General features: G+C 40.1%; 20 protein-coding genes. 2 read left to right on the plus strand and 18 right to left on the minus strand.

What is annotated here, in order from left to right:
• The first annotated feature begins 121 nt into the window (after positions 1 to 121).
• A complete protein-coding gene (locus MHI41_RS16340) occupies positions 122 to 862 on the plus strand; it encodes a sulfite exporter TauE/SafE family protein (RefSeq protein WP_017368130.1) in 741 nt (246 codons plus the stop codon).
• 48 nt (positions 863 to 910) lie between these two features.
• Here the strand turns inward: MHI41_RS16340 and MHI41_RS16345 are convergent, their stop codons facing one another.
• The 5 genes from MHI41_RS16345 to MHI41_RS16365 form a co-directional block, all read right to left on the minus strand.
• Complete coding sequence (locus tag MHI41_RS16345; RefSeq protein ID WP_342494311.1) at positions 911 to 2,173, minus strand: peptidoglycan DD-metalloendopeptidase family protein; 1,263 nt, start codon at positions 2,171 to 2,173, stop codon at positions 911 to 913.
• A 114-nt stretch (positions 2,174 to 2,287) separates the two neighbouring features.
• Positions 2,288 to 3,178, minus strand: a complete 891-nt coding sequence (gene ftsX / locus MHI41_RS16350) for a permease-like cell division protein FtsX (protein WP_024719915.1) — start codon at positions 3,176 to 3,178, stop codon at positions 2,288 to 2,290.
• Positions 3,171 to 3,857: a cell division ATP-binding protein FtsE gene (gene ftsE, locus MHI41_RS16355; RefSeq protein ID WP_008348229.1), complete on the minus strand. Its 687-nt coding sequence runs from the start codon at positions 3,855 to 3,857 to the stop codon at positions 3,171 to 3,173. The genes ftsX and ftsE overlap by 8 nt, the downstream gene beginning before the upstream one ends.
• A 382-nt stretch (positions 3,858 to 4,239) precedes the next feature.
• Positions 4,240 to 4,569 (minus strand): cytochrome c551, encoded by a 330-nt coding sequence (gene cccB / locus MHI41_RS16360; RefSeq protein WP_007500002.1) that lies wholly within the window; start codon positions 4,567 to 4,569, stop codon positions 4,240 to 4,242.
• Between the two features lie 48 nt (positions 4,570 to 4,617).
• Positions 4,618 to 5,466 carry a YitT family protein gene (locus MHI41_RS16365; RefSeq protein WP_060781471.1) on the minus strand — a complete coding sequence of 283 codons (849 nt, stop codon included), beginning with the start codon at positions 5,464 to 5,466 and terminating at the stop codon, positions 4,618 to 4,620.
• A gap of 189 nt (positions 5,467 to 5,655) precedes the next feature.
• Here MHI41_RS16365 and MHI41_RS16370 point away from each other — a divergent pair, with 189 nt between their 5' ends.
• Positions 5,656 to 6,390, plus strand: a complete 735-nt coding sequence (locus MHI41_RS16370) for an alpha/beta family hydrolase (protein ID WP_060781472.1) — start codon at positions 5,656 to 5,658, stop codon at positions 6,388 to 6,390.
• A gap of 214 nt (positions 6,391 to 6,604) precedes the next feature.
• Here MHI41_RS16370 and MHI41_RS16375 read toward each other — a convergent pair whose 3' ends face one another.
• The 13 genes from MHI41_RS16375 to MHI41_RS16435 form a co-directional block, all read right to left on the minus strand.
• The gene (locus tag MHI41_RS16375) at positions 6,605 to 8,398 is read right to left on the minus strand and encodes a M3 family oligoendopeptidase (RefSeq protein ID WP_342494312.1); all 1,794 of its coding nucleotides are present in this window, start codon (positions 8,396 to 8,398) and stop codon (positions 6,605 to 6,607) included.
• A 124-nt stretch (positions 8,399 to 8,522) separates the two neighbouring features.
• Positions 8,523 to 9,624 (minus strand): peptide chain release factor 2 gene (prfB, locus tag MHI41_RS16380; RefSeq protein WP_098680723.1). Its coding sequence is split into 2 segments (ribosomal slippage): positions 8,523 to 9,551 and positions 9,553 to 9,624, totalling 1,101 coding nucleotides; the frame shifts between segments, so codons are not numbered across the junction.
• A gap of 67 nt (positions 9,625 to 9,691) precedes the next feature.
• On the minus strand, positions 9,692 to 12,217 hold the full coding sequence (secA, locus tag MHI41_RS16385) for a preprotein translocase subunit SecA (protein WP_035701569.1): 2,526 nt from the start codon (positions 12,215 to 12,217) through the stop codon (positions 9,692 to 9,694).
• Between the two features lie 198 nt (positions 12,218 to 12,415).
• The gene (gene raiA / locus MHI41_RS16390) at positions 12,416 to 12,979 is read right to left on the minus strand and encodes a ribosome-associated translation inhibitor RaiA (protein ID WP_007499992.1); all 564 of its coding nucleotides are present in this window, start codon (positions 12,977 to 12,979) and stop codon (positions 12,416 to 12,418) included.
• Positions 12,980 to 13,168: 189 nt separating this feature from the next.
• Entirely contained in the window at positions 13,169 to 14,854 is a 1,686-nt protein-coding gene (locus MHI41_RS16395; protein WP_342494313.1) for a methyl-accepting chemotaxis protein, read from the minus strand.
• A gap of 33 nt (positions 14,855 to 14,887) precedes the next feature.
• Entirely contained in the window at positions 14,888 to 15,268 is a 381-nt protein-coding gene (locus tag MHI41_RS16400) for a hypothetical protein (protein WP_008348244.1), read from the minus strand.
• 13 nt (positions 15,269 to 15,281) lie between these two features.
• Positions 15,282 to 15,623, minus strand: a complete 342-nt coding sequence (locus MHI41_RS16405) for a flagellar protein FliT (protein ID WP_008348246.1) — start codon at positions 15,621 to 15,623, stop codon at positions 15,282 to 15,284.
• Positions 15,620 to 16,024, minus strand: a complete 405-nt coding sequence (fliS, locus tag MHI41_RS16410; protein ID WP_008348247.1) for a flagellar export chaperone FliS — start codon at positions 16,022 to 16,024, stop codon at positions 15,620 to 15,622. Before fliS ends, MHI41_RS16405 begins: the two co-directional genes overlap by 4 nt.
• A gap of 17 nt (positions 16,025 to 16,041) precedes the next feature.
• Positions 16,042 to 17,556 (minus strand): flagellar hook-associated protein 2, encoded by a 1,515-nt coding sequence (locus tag MHI41_RS16415; RefSeq protein WP_213407028.1) that lies wholly within the window; start codon positions 17,554 to 17,556, stop codon positions 16,042 to 16,044.
• A 20-nt stretch (positions 17,557 to 17,576) separates the two neighbouring features.
• Positions 17,577 to 17,918: a flagellar protein FlaG gene (gene flaG, locus MHI41_RS16420; protein WP_007499987.1), complete on the minus strand. Its 342-nt coding sequence runs from the start codon at positions 17,916 to 17,918 to the stop codon at positions 17,577 to 17,579.
• A 164-nt stretch (positions 17,919 to 18,082) separates the two neighbouring features.
• Positions 18,083 to 18,307 (minus strand): carbon storage regulator CsrA, encoded by a 225-nt coding sequence (gene csrA, locus MHI41_RS16425; protein ID WP_342494314.1) that lies wholly within the window; start codon positions 18,305 to 18,307, stop codon positions 18,083 to 18,085.
• The gene (gene fliW / locus MHI41_RS16430; RefSeq protein WP_025208061.1) at positions 18,301 to 18,735 is read right to left on the minus strand and encodes a flagellar assembly protein FliW; all 435 of its coding nucleotides are present in this window, start codon (positions 18,733 to 18,735) and stop codon (positions 18,301 to 18,303) included. The genes csrA and fliW overlap by 7 nt, the downstream gene beginning before the upstream one ends.
• A gap of 28 nt (positions 18,736 to 18,763) precedes the next feature.
• Positions 18,764 to 19,342 (minus strand): DUF6470 family protein, encoded by a 579-nt coding sequence (locus tag MHI41_RS16435; RefSeq protein WP_035389666.1) that lies wholly within the window; start codon positions 19,340 to 19,342, stop codon positions 18,764 to 18,766.
• Positions 19,343 to 19,379 lie beyond the last annotated feature (37 nt).

A 19,379-nucleotide genomic window follows, 5' to 3' on the forward strand; every position in this document is an offset into this window, starting at 1 on the left:
CCTGAGTTATTATATGCCAGAAGAAGGGATTTCATGTAAAGACATTCTCCTAAGGAGGCTTGACTAATCATTTCATTAGGTGTAATTTTTATTTTGTTACGATCGAGAAGGAGTCTTCGCTATGTATATTATATTGACGATGCTTTTATTAGGAATTTTACTAGGGTTTGTAGGAGCTGGCGGGGCTGGTTTTGTCATCGCATTGCTGACGTTAATCTTTGATGTACCAATCCATACTGCACTTGGGACATCTTTAGCTGCTATGGCATTTACGACTTTATCTGGTGCATACAGCCACTACCGAGAAGGAAATATCCAGCTCAAATCAGGTTTGATAGTCGGTGCACTAGCATGTATTGCTTCATTTGCCGGAGCAAAAGTGGCTCCTTTTATTCCAGAGGATAGCCTGCACTATTTAACAGCTGGTATGCTCTTTTTATCTGCTGTTTTTATGATGATCAAATTGTTTGTCCTAAAAGAAGATGCTGAACAACAGCCGCTTTCTTCACGCCAATTGCTGATCAGGGGCATTATATTAGGCCTTGTATCAGGGATGCTTTCAGGGATGTTCGGTATCGGATCAGCACCATTTATTCAAGTGGGGCTTTTGATTTTGCTGAAGCTGTCTATTAGACAAGCTGTTGGCACAACGATGCTAGTGATTATTCCAATCTCTATTGGCGGTGGAATTGGTTATATTTCAGAAGGCTATGTTGACTTTATTCTGCTCGTTCAGATCTTAATCGGTACCGTATTAGGAGCTTTTATTGGGGCAAAATTTACACGCCTTGCGCCGAAACCTCTCTTAAAATCCGCTGTGCTTTTAACACCTATTATTGCCGGATTACTGCTGTTATTTTAATTTCATCTACATGAAAAAAGCCGATAACATGCTGTTATCGGCTTTTTGTTAGCGGATATATTGCGCTGGATTGACTGCATTTGATTTCGCGCCATTCCATAATCCTTTATGAATTTCAAAATGAAGATGCTGGCCATAAGACTGACCTGTGTTGCCCATATATCCAAGGAATTGACCTTGCTCGACTCTTTGACCTGTTGACACACTTCTTGTTGAAAGATGAGCGTATACCGTTTGATACGTTTGGCCATTGATGTTATGTGTAATGAACACCACGTTCCCATAACTCGACGAGTAGCTTGAGTTCGTGACTGTTCCAGATGCGGCTGCAACGACAGATACAGTGCCTTTTGCAGCGATATCTAATCCGTAATGCTGTCCGCCAGAACGTCCGCCAAAGCCTGATGAGAAACGGCCTGCAGCTGGTTTAATGAAACCTGAGCTACTTGCTGGTGTATCTGACACTTGATCAGATCCTCCACTTGGTGCAGGTGCACTTTTTTCAGCAGCTGCTTGTTCTGCTTTCTTCGCTTCTTCTTTTTGACGACGTGCCTCTTCAGACTTTACCGCCGCTTTTTGATTCGCTAAAATTTCTTGTTCATTTTCAAGCTTTCCTAGTTCATCATGTGCATGTTCTTTTTCTTCCGTTACATGACCAAGGACTTTTCCTTTTTCTTTTTGCTGTTTAGATAGGTCCTTTTTCAACGTTTCAAGCTCTTTCAAAGATGTTTCAAGTCCACTTAGCTGTTTATTTAGCTCTGCTTCTTTTTGCTCTACTAGCTCCAAATCATTTTCGTGTTCTGTAATCATGTCTTTATCTGCTTCGACAATGGTTGTGACAGCTCCCACACGACTGACAAAATCACTAAAGCTACGAGCACCTAGCAGCACATCTAAATAGTTGATTGTACCGCCACTTTTTTGCATAGAACGAATTCGATCTTTGAAAATCGCTTTCCTCTTTTCAATTCGCTCGTTGATGACTTCAATCTCTTTTTTTAGTTTTTTGATCTCTTGTTTCGTCTGTTTGACCTCTTTTTCTTTTTCAGCGACTTTTTCAGTTGCGGCACTTACTTTTTGGTCAATTTTTTCAATTTCTTGCTTTAGCTTTGATTCTTTCTTTTCAAGCTTTGCCAGTTCTGATTTCTTTTTCTTCAAGATTGATTCAGTCTTCGATGTTTTCTCTTCAATTTGTTGACGTTTTTGATCTAGGTCTTCGTATGCGAATGCACGATTTTCGTTCCCTGGAATGTATAGCCACGTTGTTCCAATAAACGCTGCCATTCCAGCCATCATCAGCTTTCTTTTCAAAACGATATTCCCCTCCCATGACAACTGCCTGCATAAAGAGTCGACCGGATGAATTGGATCAACCGGTCACATCTTCTATAGAATCTTCGAGTGCTGCCATCAATATAAATAGATTTATACTTTCAAGAATTTACGGATGGACGTTAAACTTCCCCACACACCGATAATGGCACCGATCAATAGAAGGATCAGTGATACTTGATAGACAAACGGATTGTATGGAAGCATTGAAATAAATGAACCTTGTACCCTTGGTGCCACCCAGCCGACAGCATATTGATACGTGCCAAGCAATACAGCGATTGGTATAATCGAGCCAAATACACCAAGTAGTAATCCTTCGATGAAGAACGGCCAGCGGATAAACCAGTTCGTTGCACCTACTAGTTTCATAATCTCAATTTCTTTACGTCTAGCAAAAATCGTAATCTTGATCGTATTGGAAATCAAGAACATCGCTGTAAATAAAAGCCCAATAATAAGTGCGATGCCGACATTACGCGCCACTCCGACAACATTAAAGAGTCGGCTGACCTCTTCTTTTCCATAAGTGACTTTATACGTCCCTTTTAGGTTTTCTAATTTCTTCGCTACTTTTGGTGTATCGTGGGGATCTGTTGTTTTCACAATAAACGCATCATTCAATGGATTTTCTTGATCAACCAATCCCATTGATTGTCCATTTTCACCAAAGCTTTTAATCAGTGCTTTTAGTTCATCATCCTTGGATGAGTATTTCACATCACTGATTTCAGGAATTTTCTCAATTTCTGCTTTTAATTCATCCTGCTGCTTTTGATTCGCAGTTAAATCGATGAGAACTTTTACTTCTACTTCTTTCTCAGCGTTCGATGCCATGTTATTCAAGTTGAGCATAATAACAAGAAAAACCCCAACTAAAATCAATGTGACAGTGACCGCACTAATTGATGCAAATGTCATCCACGTGTTTCTTCCAAGTGAACGGAAGCTCTCACGTAAATGCCGCGAGAGAGTTTTAATCATAAATTCCGTACTCCCCTCTTGCTTCGTCACGCACAATCATTCCATCTTCGATTGCGATGACGCGTTTCTTCATGCTGTTTACAATCTCTTTGTTGTGTGTCGCCATGACGACTGTTGTTCCGCGGTTATTAATCTCTTCGAGTGTCTTCATGATTTCCCATGAAGTATCTGGATCAAGGTTTCCTGTCGGTTCGTCTGCAATGACAACCTCAGGATGATTGACGATCGAACGAGCGATCGATACACGCTGCTGTTCACCGCCGGAAAGCTGATCTGGAAATTGACGAGCTTTGTGCTTTAATTGCACCAAATCAAGTACTTCAAGCACTTTTTTCTTAATAATACTTGGCTGTTCACCAATGACTTCAAGAGCAAATGCCACGTTCTCAAAGACCGTAAGACTTGGAAGCAGTTTGAAATCTTGGAATACTACGCCAATTTCTCTTCTCACATAAGGAATTTCTTTTTCCTTCATCGAGCCTAAATCTTTGTTATTAATTAAGATTTTCCCTTTGGTTGGCTTCTCTTCACGATACATCATTTTAATGAACGTGGATTTACCAGCGCCACTGGGACCAACAACATACACGAACTCTCCTGGATGGATAGAGACATTGATTCCATTGATCGCCTTTACACCATTAGGATAGATCTTATAGACTTCCTTCATTTCAATCATGTAATCACCTAATCTTTTCTTATTCGCTGTCAAACAGCTTATCATGATGTTCTGACACTTCTCGTCAAAAAACGTTATGTATGGTCACGCACATACCCTTCGATACGCACAAGCAATTTATGTCCTTTTCATCCAAAAAGATGAAAAAATTGAATGGTCTAAATTTCAACAACTCCAATTATACGTCATGAATCGACGCAATGGTATTACATTTATATTTCAAAACTTATAAATAAAAGGTAAATAGAGCAACCAAAACCGAAAAACGTGTCTTTTTACCCTTATTTTTTAAATAAAATTTAATATAATACGCTTTCATACTATCCAAAAGTCTTTTTCTACAAATAGAAAATAAAAAAACCTTGTCGATTAGACAAAGGTTTTATTTTTTCTCTGCAAGCCACTTGGCGACTTCTTTTGCTTGTTTTTCATCTACCATTCCACTTGGCATAGATCCTTTACCGTTCTGGGCAATATCTGCAATTTGGCTTTCATTATATTTCTTCCCGACTTCTTTCAGGCTTGGGCCGCCTCCGCCAGATAAGTCTTTTCCATGACAGCCAATACAGTTTTGCTGATAAATCTCTTCACCACTACTCACATTTGAAGCACTTTTACTGCCTTCTTTGTCACTGCTGCTTGAATTTCCTCCACAGGCCGCAAGTACAAAAAGCATAGCGACAAAAAGAAGCGTTAATCCGCTCTTTTTCATGTATTTCCCTCCCTTACAATCATTTGGTCAACGTTATTATATCCTTGTTTACGCCCTTTTAAAACCCTCACCAAGCACCTCTTTTGCATCCATGACGATGACAAACGCTGATGCATCGATCGCTTTTACCACTTGTTTCAACTTTGTGAATTGTGACTGCCCTACCACACACATTAAAATAGGCCGGTCATGGTCGGTGTACCCACCTACTGCTGAAATCTTCGTTACACCACGATCAATTTGATCAAACACCGCCTGTCTGACCTCATCCTCATGACCCGTAATAATCATGGCCATCTTCGAGTGACTAAAGCCTGCCTGAACCACATCAATCGTCTTACTAGAAATGAACACTCCGATCACAGCGTACAGTCCTTCTTCAATCCCAAAAACAGTCATGGCCGCCAAAACAATCAAACCGTCCATCATCGCTAAACAAGTACCTAACGTCAGCCCTGTATATTTATTGATGATTTTGGCCGCAAGTGCCGTTCCTCCCGTTGAACCATTGCCGAGGAAAACGAGCCCAATTCCGATCCCAATCACTACACCGCCAAATATTGCGGCGAGCAGTGCTTCATGGGTGACAGGAGCAATGTGTCTTGTTAAGAACACCATTAAAGGTAAAAAGACAGAACCAACGAGCGTTTTTATCCCAAATGTTCCACCTAATAAATAAAAGCCTGCGATAAAGAGCGGAATATTGAGACCCCATTGTACATATGCAGCTTCAAAACCGAATGACTGCATAATGGTACTGATTCCACTCACACCGCCAGCAGCAATCTGATTTGGTAATAATAACGTATTAAAGCCAACCGCCACGATGGCTGATCCTATTAAAATAAGTACATAATTTTTCACTTCAATCCAAAGTTGAGAATGTTCCTGCTTCATGTCTTTCTTCCTCCGTTACTTCTGAATGCACACCTATTTTAAGCCCTCTCATTCAGATTGTAAATAACAGCCAAATGCAGTGCTAATGGATTAATACTTTATCACACAGCCGGATCAGCGTACTTGCCGTTTGGCAGAAGAGTGAATGATGGTATATTTAATATGTACATGAGAAAGAAGGGACATACGATGAAGAAAATACTGAAGATCACCGGTATTACATTACTTGCACTCATCATCTTAGCTTTTGGTGCTTTCTATACATGGAGCCGCTTTACATATGGACCATCGGAAGCGTTAAAAAAGCAGATGAAGATTGAGCAAGTCGATCATAAAAACGGGGTATATTCATTTGAAGCATCGAAAAGCGATACTGGCATCATTCTCTATCCTGGGGCAAAAGTTGAACCTCTTGCGTATGCCTATCTTGGGAATGCGCTGATGAAGAAAGGCTATTCGGTCTTTATCCCAGACATGCCATTTTCCTTCGCGATTTTTAATACGAAGAAGGCAGAGGAGATCCTCAAAAGTCATCCGGCCATCAAGCATTGGTACATTGGCGGACATTCGCTAGGCGGGACAGCTGCCGCTATGTATGCAGAGAAAAATCAAAGCAAGCTGGACGGCCTCTTTTTCCTTGCCTCCTATCCTGCATCAGATGATTTGAAACAAGCTTCCTTGCAAGTATTATCTATTTCAGGCGAAAAAGATGGTCTCGCAACACGAGAAAAAATCAAAAAATCGAAAAAGCAGCTGCCTTCTCAAACGGTGTATCATGAGATAAAAGGCGGTAATCATGCGCAATTTGGGATGTATGGCAAACAAAAAGGGGATCAGCCTGCAGACATTCCAGTCCTCACGCAACAAAAAGACATCGTTCAGACGATGCTGGAATGGGTAAAACCAGCAAAAAAGCTCCCGTAATGGGAGCTGCAAGATTGTTTACAAAGGGCTAAAATGAACTTGATTTTAGCCCTTTGTCTTCTTTTCAGCGTGATAGAAAACCTTTGCAGTCTAGGAAGGACGAGCATCGGCGCGGAGCGAATTTGACATTCGTGAGCACCGAAGCGCAGGACTGACAACGAATGCGAGGGTTTGTCTACACGCTGAAGCTCCCGTAATGGGAGCTTTTCATTTTTTATGCCTTCGTCGCTTCTAAAAACTCTTCAGCATCTGCCACAGCCAGTGAAATGGCCTCTTCCCAAAATGCTTTTTGAGTAAGGTCGACACCTAGGTGCTTATATGCCAAATCTTCTACAGTCATTGACGCTGTATCTTTTAATAGCGCAATATATTTCTCTTCAAATGATGCCCCAGCCTGCAATGCTTTCGCGTAAATACCTAGCGAGAACATGTACCCGAAGGTGTAAGGGAAGTTATAAAACGGGACACCTGTAATATGGAAATGCAGTTTAGACGCCCAGAAATGCGGATGGTATTCATCTAAAGAGTCGCCAAAGGCTTCCTTCTGTGCTTCTACCATCAACTCATTCAAGCGGTCAGCTGGCACTTCTCCTTGTTTGCGCTCTTCATAAAAACGTTGTTCAAATAAGAAGCGTGATTGAATATTCATAAAGAATGCCACACTGCGCTGCAGCTTATCCTCTAGCAAACTGAGACGCTCTTGTTCATTGGCCGCCTCTTTTAATGAAGCATCTGCCACAATCATTTCAGCGAATGTCGACGCAGTTTCAGCTACATTCATCGCATATTTACGATTCAACATCCGAACATCCTGCATGACTTCCTGATGGAACGAATGACCAAGCTCATGTGCTAGTGTCGCTACATTGGATGGAGTCCCTGAGAAGGTCATAAAAATACGTGATTCTCCGCTATCAGGGAAATTCGTACAGAAACCGCCCACTCGTTTGTTTGGGCGATTCTCAGCTTCTACCCAGCGTTCATTAAAAGCTTTTTCAGTAAAAGCAGCAAGCTCTTTTCCAAACCCTGCGAAATGCTTGATAATAAAAGCGGCTGCGTCTTGATAAGAATAGGTCTTTGTCTCACTTCCAATAGGTGCTCCCACATCAAACCAGCTCAGTTTATCAACCCCAAGCATGTCAGCTTTACGTTGTAAATATTCAATGAATGGCTGTTTATGTTCATCAATGACAGACCACATTGTATCGAGCGTCTCTTGTTTCATCCGGCAAATATCAAGAGGCTCTTTTAATATATGATCCCATCCTCTGGCTTCATATACTTGTAGACGAAAACCAGCGAGATGATTGAGTGTGCTTGCAAACAAATGTTCATCCTGTGTCCATGCATGTTCTAAATTATGATAGACGGCTTTTCTCACTTCACGGTCTGAATCATCCATCGCATTTTCTGCTTGGCCTACAGAGATCATTTGTGTTTCACCATTTTGCTCAAATGGAATGGTAATTTTGTTCACCAAGCTAGAATAAAGTTCATCCCACGCATGATACCCATCTACTGCTAGTTTTTGAATGAGTGTTTCCTGTTCAACAGGCAGTTGATCTTTCACATGTTCTCTTCGTTCATTTAATATGTAACGAACATCTGAAAAAGCGGCTGAATCCATTAATTCTTCCCACTGGCTAGTAGGAATCGCAGCAAGTGATTGATCAAACCCTGCTAGAATGGTTCCTAATTCAGCTTCCAGCTTGGCAATGGACCCCCGGAGGCTGCCCGCCTTCATATCCTTTGTATTTTGAGATTGTAAACAGGATACAAATGAACCTGCTTGTGCTAGTTTTTTATATGTGATTTCATACGTTTCAAGGACAACTGTTAACTTTTTTTCAATTTGTGTATCTTCTTTTGAAAAGGCATCTACCTTTTGTCGTAACTCATCTAATAGCTGCTGTATATGCTCTAAGTATGTGATAAATTCTGATGAAGAACTGCCTCCTTTAAAAAAGGCATCTAAATCCCACGTCTCTTGTAATGGTTTTAATCCCAAATTATTTCCCCCTTTAATTGCTAATTTCATCATACAAAGGATATAGAGTCAGTATGGCATATGTATTCCTTTATATTCATTATATTTTCTCACAATTAAAAAAACCCGGCAAGAAGCCGAGTTTTTATGATAATTTTGAACGTAAATACGCATCGATAAAGGAATCTAAATCTCCATCCATCACTGCTTGAACATTTCCCATCTCCGTGTTGGTACGATGGTCTTTCACAAGGGAATATGGGTGGAAGACATACGAGCGAATTTGGCTTCCCCAGCCAATTTCTTTCTGTTCTCCTCTGATTTCATCCAATTCCGCCTGTTGTTCTTCGATCCGTTTTTGATAAAGCTTAGATTTCAGCATTTTCATTGCACGTTCTCTGTTTTTGATTTGGGATCTTTCCGTTTGGCACGTCACGACGACATTTGTTGGGATGTGTGTGATACGAACCGCAGAGTCCGTCGTATTGACGTGCTGACCCCCTGCACCACTTGCACGATACGTATCCACCTTAATATCCTCTGTACGAATATCGATATCAATTTCTTCATTAAATTCTGGCATGACATCACAGGAAACGAAAGATGTGTGTCTACGGCCAGATGAATCAAATGGAGAAATACGGACTAAACGATGGACACCTTTTTCTGCTTTTAAGTAACCGTAAGCGTTATGTCCTTTAATCAGCAATGTCACAGACTTAATTCCCGCTTCATCCCCTGGAAGATAATCAAGGGTTTCAACCTTAAAGCCTCTGCGCTCTGCCCAGCGGGTATACATTCTGAGGAGCATCGATCCCCAGTCCTGTGATTCCGTTCCACCTGCACCCGGGTGAAGCTCAAGAATGGCATTGTTTTTGTCATACGGTTCACTTAAAAGAAGCTGCAATTCAAACTCGTTAAATTGTTTTGTTAAGTTCTTCAGCTCTTTTTCAAGCTCTGCATGAAGATCCTCATCGTAGTCTTCTTTTAATAAATCATGCGTCATTTGCAGCTCATCATGAGATTCACTGAGCTCATGATATGTATTCACATAATCCTTCAGTGCATTGGCTTCATTAATGACACCTTGCGCTTTTTGCTGGTCATTCCAAAAGTCAGCCTCTGACATCGTGGCCTCAAGCTCTGCAATTTTCGCTTCTTTTGTATCGAGGTCAAAGAGACCCCCTAAAATCAGCTAGCCTGCTAGCCATATTTTCAAGCTCTTGTCTAATTTCTACTAATTCCATATCCTTCACCTCATAGATGTATGGGGGCTGACATGAATAGAAAGAGGTTTTCACCTCTTTCCATTACTTATTCTGTCTTCCCATGACAATTTTTATATTTCTTGCCGCTTCCGCAGTGACATGGTGAGTTTCTTCCGATATCCACCACTTTACGCACCGGCTTTTTCTTCACTGTTTTCTCCTCATCGCCTTCTTGAGGCTGATGAGCAGTTGTTTGTCCTTGAACGACTTCTTCACGTTCTAGGTTGTTTTGGATTTCTGATTTTAGCACATATTTAGCGACGTCATCTTCAATTGAAGCGACCATATGCTCAAACATCGCAAATCCTTCCATTTGATACTCACGAAGCGGATTGGTTTGTGCATATGCACGTAAATGGATTCCTTGACGCAGCTGATCCATTGCATCGATATGATCCATCCACTTCGAATCTACTGCACGAAGAACGATGACTTTTTCAAATTCACGCATTTGTTCATCGCCAAATGTCTCTTCTTTTGCATCATATTTCTCTTTAATCCGCTCCATGATGAATTCGGTGATCTCATCTGCTTCTTTACCGAAGATATCTTTGACCGAAATGGCACCTTCATCTAAATAGTTCGTGTTGATTAATTCAACAAGACCATCTAATTTCCATTCTTCTGGAAGTTCTTCTTTCGGCGTGTAAGATCCAACAGCCCGCTCAATAGACGATTGAATCATATTGATCACAATCGATTTCAAGTTATCAGAATCGATGACTTCAAAACGCTGTTTGTAAATGACTTCACGCTGTTGACGAAGAACATCATCATATTGCAGAAGCTGCTTACGGGAATCAAAGTTATTCCCCTCAACACGTTTTTGAGAAGATTCAACAGCTTTTGAGACCATTTTACTTTGAATTGGAGTAGAGTCATCCATACCGAAGCGATCAAGCATCGCCATTGTCCGCTCTGCACCAAATCGGCGCATCAATTCATCTTCCATTGAGAGATAGAATTGAGTAATTCCTGGGTCTCCTTGACGACCAGAACGACCACGGAGCTGGTTATCAATACGGCGTGATTCATGACGCTCTGTCCCAATAACAGCAAGACCGCCTAGTTCTTTCACACCTTCGCCAAGCTTGATGTCTGTTCCACGTCCCGCCATGTTTGTCGCAATTGTGACGGCACCTTTTTGTCCAGCTTCCTCAATAATTTGTGCTTCACGCTCATGGTTTTTCGCGTTTAACACTTGATGAGGGATGCCTTTATTTTTAAGCAGTTTTGAAATCAATTCAGATGTCTCAACCGCAACAGTTCCGACAAGGACCGGCTGTCCTGTCATATAACGCTGTGCGACGTCTTCAGCTACTGCTTTAAATTTGCCATCCATTGTGCGGTAAATTAAATCAGGTCTGTCATCACGCACAACCGGTTTATTGGTTGGGATTGTGACAACCTGCATATTGTAAATGTTACGGAATTCCTCTTCTTCCGTTTTCGCTGTACCTGTCATACCAGATAGCTTTTCATACATACGGAAGTAGTTCTGGAACGTAATGGTTGCAAGTGTCATGCTTTCATTCTGCACTTCAAGACCTTCTTTTGCTTCAATGGCTTGGTGCAGACCTTCACTATAGCGGCGTCCTTTCATTAAACGTCCTGTGAAGGAGTCAACGATGACGACTTGGCCATCTTCCACAACATAATCAACATCTTTTTGCATCGCAACATGTGCCTTAAGAGCCTGCGCGATATGATGGTTAAGAGCGACATGTTTGACATCAAACAAGTTCTCAATGCCGAATGCTTTTTCCGCCTTCGTCATTCCGCTTTCCGTCAGCTGTACACTTTTTGTTTTAATATCATAAGTGAAATCGTCTTCTATTTTTAACGTACGAACAAAGGCATTTGCTTGTACGTAAAGTTTCGTCGATTTTGCAGCTTGTCCAGAAATAATAAGAGGTGTTCTCGCTTCATCAATTAAGATGGAGTCAACTTCATCGATGACGGCATAATGAAGTGGTCTTTGAACCATTTGCTCTTTGTACAGCACCATGTTATCTCGTAAATAATCAAAGCCAAGCTCATTGTTTGTTGAATACGTGATATCAGCAGCGTACGCTTCTCTTTTTTCATCTTTGTCTAAACTGTTTAAGTTCAAGCCAACCGTTAATCCAAGAAATTCAAAAATCTTGCCCATTTCCTCTGCATCACGGCTTGCCAAATATTCGTTGACTGTCACAATGTGGACGCCTTTTCCAGAAAGAGCATTCAAATAAACAGGCATCGTTGATGTCAACGTTTTCCCTTCACCTGTTTTCATCTCAGAGATATTCCCTTCATGTAGGGCGATCCCCCCCATGAGCTGCACCTTAAATGGGAACATTCCTGTCACGCGGCGGGAAGCCTCACGAACCGTTGCAAATGCTTCAACCAAAAGGTCGTCTACAGATTGTCCTTTTTCAAGTTTTTCTTTAAATTCGATCGTTTTATTTCGTAAAGCCTCGTCAGATAATTTCTCAAAATCTTGAGCGAGAGCTTCGATTTCATTTGCCTTTTTTTCATATCGGCTGATCGTACGTTTCGTAGGATCAAACACTTTGTTTAAGATTCCAAGCATATAATAACGCTCCTCTATTTCATGCAATTTTTCGGCATGTCCAAAAGTTTGACAGGTCCATATTTACCTGCATTTATCATACCATACCTTCCTTGATTTCCAAAGAATTTGCAATGATTTAGCACAAAAAACCCGCCCCTAATGAAGGGAGCGGGTTTACTTTTTTTAGGTCATTTTCGGATCAAAAGGAACGAATGATTAAGCGTTCGGCTCAATGAGTCCATATTTACCGTCATTTCGGCGGTATACCACATTGGTCAAATTTGTCTCAGCATTTGTGAAGACAAAGAAACTGTGACCTAACATGTTCATTTGGAGAATGGCCTCTTCGCTATCCATTGGTTTTAGATTGAAGCGTTTTTGTCTGACGATTTCTGTTTCATCAATTTCTTCGTCATCTTGAACTGCTACTTCGGAAGCACCGTTTCCTCCAGCAAATAAATGCTTTTTCGCACCTTGCTCACGGAATTTACGGTTCACTTTCGTTTTATGTTTTCTAATTTGACGTTCTAATTTACTGGTTGCTAGGTCTACTGCATTGTACATATCCTCATTATGCACCTCTGCTCGAAGTGCTAGATCAGTCATTGGAATGGTAACCTCAACTTTAGATTCTTGATCGTTGTAAAATTTCAAGTTCACGTTGACTGAAGCATCAACATCTGACTCAAAATAACGCTCCAACTTTCCAATTTTTTTCTCGACATGATCTCTTAGTGCAGGTGTTACTTCGATGTTTTCTCCTCGGACATTGTAATTCATGTAAAGAACGCCTCCTTTAAAATTAAGGATATGTAAACTTATTTCTACTTTTCCCTCCTTTTCTCCTGCTCAAACGTAAAAAAAATGTGAATTTTTATTGAAATTTGTCGAATCCTGCGGTGCTTCAGCTTTTACTTGATAGGTGATGAATATATATTCGATTGATTCTTGAAAAAGACCATGGCGCTGTTAAATCTTGAAAGATGAAATAGATGTTTTCAGTGATTGAGACAAAGTTTTTAAATCTTCCGCTGCTGCTTTCATTTCCTCATTCGCTGCTAGTGATTCTTCAACAGCCGCCGACATGTACTCTGTTTCCTCAGAATTCCGCTTAGCACCTTCTTCAATAACACCAATTGTTTGAGAAATTTCTTCTGTACTAGCTGAGATTTGCTCTGTCGTGGCAGAAAGCTCCTCTGCTTTCATCGAGATATCACGGATGGATTCCAGAATTTCTTGAAAGCTCTGTTCAGACAATTGCGATACTTTCACACCTTCTGCTACATCTCGTTCCACTTTCGTCATAGATTGAGACGATCTTTCAGTATCTTTGTTCACGTTGGCGAGTAACTGACTAATTTGATCAGTCAGCTGACTTGATTCTTCCGCCAGCTTTCTGACTTCATCTGCAACAACCGCAAAACCTCGTCCATGTTCCCCAGCCCTTGCTGCTTCAATGGCTGCGTTTAAAGCAAGTAAATTTGTCTGATCTGCAATGGCATGAATATTCCCCAGCAGGTCTTGAATGCCGGTAAACTGTACTTGTACATTGGCCATTGTAGAATGATGTTCATTCACAGATTCCTTAATAGAACTCATTTGTTTCACAAATTGTTGAATGAGGGATGCGCCCTCTTCAGCCTTTTCAGTCACTGAAATTGAGTGACCCGAAACATCAGACGTATGTTCAGCCGCATTATGCATACCAGTCGAGACTTCTTGAATCGCCGAAGCTACTTTTCCTACTGCATCCGATTGTTCACGTGAAGCTTCACTGACCTGTTCAATCGAGCTAGACGTCTGTTCACTAGCCGAAATGGTTTGACTGATGGTTTCTTCAAATTGCGCAGCAGAATCAGCTAATTGCCTTGATCCATTTTGCACCTGTAGGATGAGCTGACGCAAATGAGCTGTCATTTGGTTAAAAGCCGTACCGAGCTGGCCAATTTCATTTTTAGAGGTCACTTCAATCTCTTCAAGTGTGAGGTCACCATCTGCCATTCTTCTTGCTGCATGTGTGACAGAGACAATCGGTTTTGTCATACGATGAACAAACCTTGTGCCAATGACTAAAAAGCCGACTATAATCGCTGCGCTAACGAGAATAAGCGTCAGCAATAATTGGTTACTTTCTTCATTGAGCTGACTGATTTTTTGATCACGCTGTTTCAATTGTGTTTGAGCAAATTCTTTTGTAAAGGTATGTATTTCTTGTTCGATAGGTTGTAATTCTTGACTGAGGCGGGTGTTAAATTCTTTTTGATTGTTGGTATTCAATGAGATAAATAGCCTTTTCGTGGATTCATAGTAAAGCTCATTCTTCTGAGAAATCTTTTCTAACAATTTTTTTGCTTGTTTGACTGTACTCAGTTTTAAAGCATCACCTGTTTTTTTATTAATATCAACATAGGTATCTTCAATATTTTGTGAGACTTTCCTATCCTGCACAACCACATACGTTTTAATTTGTGCTTCCTGTTTTTGCAGCAGTGCTTCTAATTCCAGCGAGGTCTGGTACAGCTTCACTTCTTTGGTGAGGAGTGCTTTATACGATTGATCTGTTTTGTAGTAGATAAAGCTAGAAAATCCTAAAATACTGACAAACAATATACATATGACAATAAGCCCAAATAAAAATTGATTTTTTAGTCTCATAAATTCCTCCGAATGGTCTGAATTGAACAAAAATTAATGAATGACATACGGCCTCATACAGGCATGTATTTCATCCATCCACTTTCTATATTCAGGTATAAAATATGATGTAAGGAATGACTGGAAGTGATTTGAAGGGAATGTATAGAAAGCTAGTATATCGAAACTTAAAAAAATTTGGTCAAACGATCGAATCGTCTTGGCAAAGTGCTCATTTTCAATAATTGAAAGCAGAAGCGGGTGTGTTGTCTCTAAATGAAAGAAGGCATGGATCAGATCATTAAAGATCCGATCCCCTTCTGTTTTAGCGAAATCCTTCTCAATTTCATCTAAATATTTTAGACTCTCTTCTATCGTATATAGAAGGTCATAATATGTGGTTAATAAAATATAGTCATCTGAACGATACGCCACAGGTCTCACCTATTTATTTCCGTTTATCGTAGTATACGCCGTCACTTGTCATGGGCTGATACGGATTTTGATAATTCAGCTGTTTTGTTTTCTTACGTTGAATGGCTTGAATATCTGCCTTGATCCCATTTTGAATCTCCGTTAACTGCTTGGCCATCAGTTGATCTGTTTGAATGATTTCTTTGATTTTCTCTTTTTCTTGAACGGAAAGCTCATGTTGAATGTCTCTCATTAGTTCGTCTCTCTCAACTAAAAAAGCATCAAAGTCTTCAACGAGTGTTTCGCTTTGCGGGTTGGCCTCTATTTCCGCTGCCATTTTTAACGTTTGGTCATGCAGTTGGTCCACAATACTCATAGAGATCCCCCAATAGAGTGGTGACGCCCTTTTCGATCGGTTTGAATGACTTCCTTCCAAGCATCTCGGAAATCAGTCACATATTGCTCTACTTCATTCAGGATCTCTTCGTCATTTTGCAGATTGGCTTCAATCAGTCTTCGATAAATGTAGTCATACATACTTGCCATGCTCTTTGATACATCATACGTACGATTTAAGGTGACATTTAATTCTTGAATGATGTTTTGAGCCTTTTTCAGGTTCAAGTTTCTCATTTCAGCATCTTCTTTTTGAATGCCATGCTTTGCTAGTCTAATAAACTTTAAGCATCCTTCATAAAGCATAAGCGTTAACTCGGCCGGTGTTGCGGTCTCAATAGAATTTTTCTGATAGGCGGCATAAGGGTTCTGAATTGCCATATGTTATAAACCTCCAATTATTGTCCAAGCAGTTGAGAAAGATAGCCAGATTGGTTGTTTAGCTTTTGAATCGCACTATCCATGGCGTTAAACTTTTTGTAGTAACGAGCCTCCACCATTTTTAAACGATCTTGGAATGTGCTCATTCGTTGAGTCAAAGAATCAAGGTCCTTACCAAGTCCGTATTCTTTTAGCTCCATTGTTGTACTACCAGCTTTTGTTTGAATACTCTTTGTATAGGCTGTTAAAGAATTTTTGACACGATAGATGATTCCTTGTTCTTTATATTGCTGCTGTGCTTTGTCTTTGTCTTTAGAATCGACATTTAAAGAACCAGAGATAAACATTTGACTGACCTTTTGTGGGTCTTCTCCAATGGCTTTTCTTAGTTTTTCTTCATTAATTTCAAGCTTTCCACCATCTTTATATTTCGATGATGTAGTAATGCCGATTTGGGTGATTTGAATTTTATTCGCATCGCTTGTCGTAATTTCGGCATAAAAATCACTTCTTAATTTAGCAGTACCTGATCGTAAAATAGAATCACTTCTCAACAAGCCCGACTTAGCTGTTGTTTCCCATAGCTCGACTTCTTTGTCAGACATGGCTTTTTTCTCTTCAGCCGTTAATGGATAATAGTCTCTGTTTCGTTTTTCATTCACTTTACCATTGACCTGTTCAACAAGTTCATTGTATTTATCAACAAATTGTTTAATTTTATCAAAGATGGCATCGACATCTGTTGAAACGTTCAAGCTGACAGGCTTATCTGTTGTTCCTTTCAGCTCATATGTGATACCAGCCTGCGTGAAGGTATTATTGTTATTTTCCATTTTGAGACCATTAATTTCGTATTGCGCTTTCTGTCCTTGAGTGGTGGCAACTAATTTGTTATCTCCATCCACTTGGAAGCCTAGTTGCGTTAAAAATGAAGCAGAATTACCATCCGCTGCCTTAATACTGACACCTTCACCAGTCGTACGCGAAGTCAGAGCGATCGTATCTACGTAGTTGGTTCCATCAAAGATCTGGCCTTTATAAGCCGTGACACCAAGTTGAGAGCTGTTCAATTTTGTCACGATTGTATCAAGGGTATCTGTATCAGTGGTATTAATGGTCACTGTTTTTGGTGTTGTAGAATCTGGTGTCGTCACCTCAAACGTAAACGTACCGTTTGAAGCAGTAAATCCAGATGTACTAGAAGATTTGAATACGGATGCTGTCGCTAATTGGGTCACATTAATCGAGCCAGAAGAAGCATTTGTTGAGCCAGTTGCTGTGACAGCAGATTCATTGGAGCTTGTGACTTTTTTTGCGCCATAAGTACTTGGTAATGTTAAATTTAGTTTGTTAATGAGATCATCTAATTCTTTGACCTTTGAATTGACCTCGCGGTAGCTGTCTCTTTGCCATTCAAGTGTTTGTTTCTGACGTGTCATTTTATCAAGTGGTGCTTGCTCAGTTTTCATTAGCTTTGAGACGATTTCATCAATATCAAATACATTTGAAAATCCAGTAATTCGATTAACCATTGTTTATGTTCTCCCTTCAATTACATTCTTTTATCGACAAATAAACCGACAATCTCTGTCATTGCCGCATAGAAATCAAGCCATTCTTTGGAAGGAATCTCTCTAATGACTTCTTCGGTTTGGTTATCTACGACTTTGACATAATATTCATTGAGTTTTTCATGCAATTCAAATTGAAGATGAAATTGAGTAGGTTCAATCAGCTTATTTGCTCCTTGAAGCGTTTTCTCAATTTCTTCTTTTGAAACGACTTTTCCATTTGCTTGTAAATCAGTGTTTGCATTGTCATTTTGATGATTCGTAACACGGGTTTGAAATGCATCAATCAGTGGCTCTAGCGAAGTCAACTTACCAACAGACATAGTTATTCAGCTCCTGTGCTTTAATCTATCTTTTATATCGGCTTTGAATTATTAAATTAAATATAGATGGACCGATTTGTTAAAGTTTCATATAGATGGTGTCATACCCCTACATAGAAATGATTTTACACGGAGGTTTAAAAACGAATTGGATAAAAAAATCCTCACTTTTTTTGTGAGGATAATTGAGAAAGTAAATCGAAGGACAAGCTAGCAGCAAGGCTGTTTTCTTCTTGAATAGACAGGTATACTTCCTTCCTGTGAATATCAATATGCTTAGGAGCCTCAATTCCGACTTTTACTTGATCGCCTTCAATCGCAATAATTTTAACTTCAATATCGTCGCCTATTTGAATCGATTGATTTAATTTACGAGATAGAACTAACATGAGGAAGCCACCTCTAGCAAATGTTTTGTATGATAGGCTGAATCATGCAAAATGACCTGCTTGGCTTTCATGTTTTTCCGATTTACAATAATAGGCGCTCTTAAATTGGCTGTCGTTTTTTCAATAGAAGATCCCATTGTTAAAATAACCATGACTTCCACATCATTGGCATCTTCCACCCCAAGAATGTCTACAACCGATTCTTCTAAGTCAAATTCATATTGATTGAAGAACAAAAATGGGCTGCTGACAATAAAGCCTAGTTCTGCATTTTTCAAAGATTGGAGAACTAAAAATGGGGATTCCTCTGATAAAGGTAAAATGACAAATTGTTTTTGATCCAGAAATCCCGGTATCCCATTAGAGAAGTGAATGATTTGCTCCTCTTTAATCGTCACTTCACCATGGTATTTTGTTTGAATGATCATAATTCACGACCTTTTTCATTTTTCTTAACTATACCTTATCACCATTTTGACCTGTTTCGTCAACTTCTATTTTTAATTCTGGGTATTGTAACATATCAATATGAACTTTACCTGGCTGGTAGTTAACAATTGGTTTATGAGGTGTTGCCTCTATAATAGCTTTTTGCGGCTCCACATTAATTTTAAGTTCAGATGGCTCATAATGAATTTTCACACTAAAAAATGAAGGAATCACACCGATGTTGAATTGTTTTGCTGGAGGACTGCCATTGATTTTCGCAAACTCAGCAATCGCATTCCCACCATTCTCGATCTTGATGAGTTCACTTCCTTCTTCCGCTCTACGCCCCATTCCTTCTCCAATCGCACGTTTCCCCTCAGCAGCCCATTCCTCTGAACGTCTAAAAATCGATTTAATATCCATATCGGCAAATGCCTCGGTTTGATCTATGGTTAATTTCGACGGTGTCCTTGTGATATTCATGACAGCTCTTGGCTGCTGAATCTCAAGCTCGGCTCTTGGCTGCTCTACTTCTTGCTTGGAAGGGGTTGTCGACATTTGCAGCTTTGCATAACTTTGCTCTATTAACAATCTAGGGATTTGCATAGGTTCACCTCCATGATGCAAAAAAGCACCCAACGGA

The organism is Bacillus sp. FSL M7-0307, assembly GCF_038627835.1.
In the GTDB taxonomy this organism is placed as follows: Bacteria; Bacillota; Bacilli; order Bacillales; family Bacillaceae; genus Bacillus; species Bacillus altitudinis.

Excerpts from the sequence above, each read along its gene's own strand:
- MHI41_RS16340 (WP_017368130.1), top strand. The coding sequence starts at position 122 with ATGTATATTATATTGACGATGCTTTTATTAGGAATTTTACTAGGGTTT.
- ftsX (WP_024719915.1), bottom strand. The coding sequence starts at position 3,178 with ATGATTAAAACTCTCTCGCGGCATTTACGTGAGAGCTTCCGTTCACTT.
- ftsE (WP_008348229.1), bottom strand. The coding sequence starts at position 3,857 with ATGATTGAAATGAAGGAAGTCTATAAGATCTATCCTAATGGTGTAAAG.
- cccB (WP_007500002.1), bottom strand. The coding sequence starts at position 4,569 with ATGAAAAAGAGCGGATTAACGCTTCTTTTTGTCGCTATGCTTTTTGTA.
- MHI41_RS16365 (WP_060781471.1), bottom strand. The coding sequence starts at position 5,466 with ATGAAGCAGGAACATTCTCAACTTTGGATTGAAGTGAAAAATTATGTA.
- MHI41_RS16370 (WP_060781472.1), top strand. The coding sequence starts at position 5,656 with ATGAAGAAAATACTGAAGATCACCGGTATTACATTACTTGCACTCATC.
- secA (WP_035701569.1), bottom strand. The coding sequence starts at position 12,217 with ATGCTTGGAATCTTAAACAAAGTGTTTGATCCTACGAAACGTACGATC.
- raiA (WP_007499992.1), bottom strand. The coding sequence starts at position 12,979 with ATGAATTACAATGTCCGAGGAGAAAACATCGAAGTAACACCTGCACTA.
- MHI41_RS16395 (WP_342494313.1), bottom strand. The coding sequence starts at position 14,854 with ATGAGACTAAAAAATCAATTTTTATTTGGGCTTATTGTCATATGTATA.
- MHI41_RS16405 (WP_008348246.1), bottom strand. The coding sequence starts at position 15,623 with ATGAGTATTGTGGACCAACTGCATGACCAAACGTTAAAAATGGCAGCG.
- fliS (WP_008348247.1), bottom strand. The coding sequence starts at position 16,024 with ATGGCAATTCAGAACCCTTATGCCGCCTATCAGAAAAATTCTATTGAG.
- MHI41_RS16415 (WP_213407028.1), bottom strand. The coding sequence starts at position 17,556 with ATGGTTAATCGAATTACTGGATTTTCAAATGTATTTGATATTGATGAA.
- flaG (WP_007499987.1), bottom strand. The coding sequence starts at position 17,918 with ATGTCTGTTGGTAAGTTGACTTCGCTAGAGCCACTGATTGATGCATTT.
- csrA (WP_342494314.1), bottom strand. The coding sequence starts at position 18,307 with ATGTTAGTTCTATCTCGTAAATTAAATCAATCGATTCAAATAGGCGAC.
- fliW (WP_025208061.1), bottom strand. The coding sequence starts at position 18,735 with ATGATCATTCAAACAAAATACCATGGTGAAGTGACGATTAAAGAGGAG.
- MHI41_RS16435 (WP_035389666.1), bottom strand. The coding sequence starts at position 19,342 with ATGCAAATCCCTAGATTGTTAATAGAGCAAAGTTATGCAAAGCTGCAA.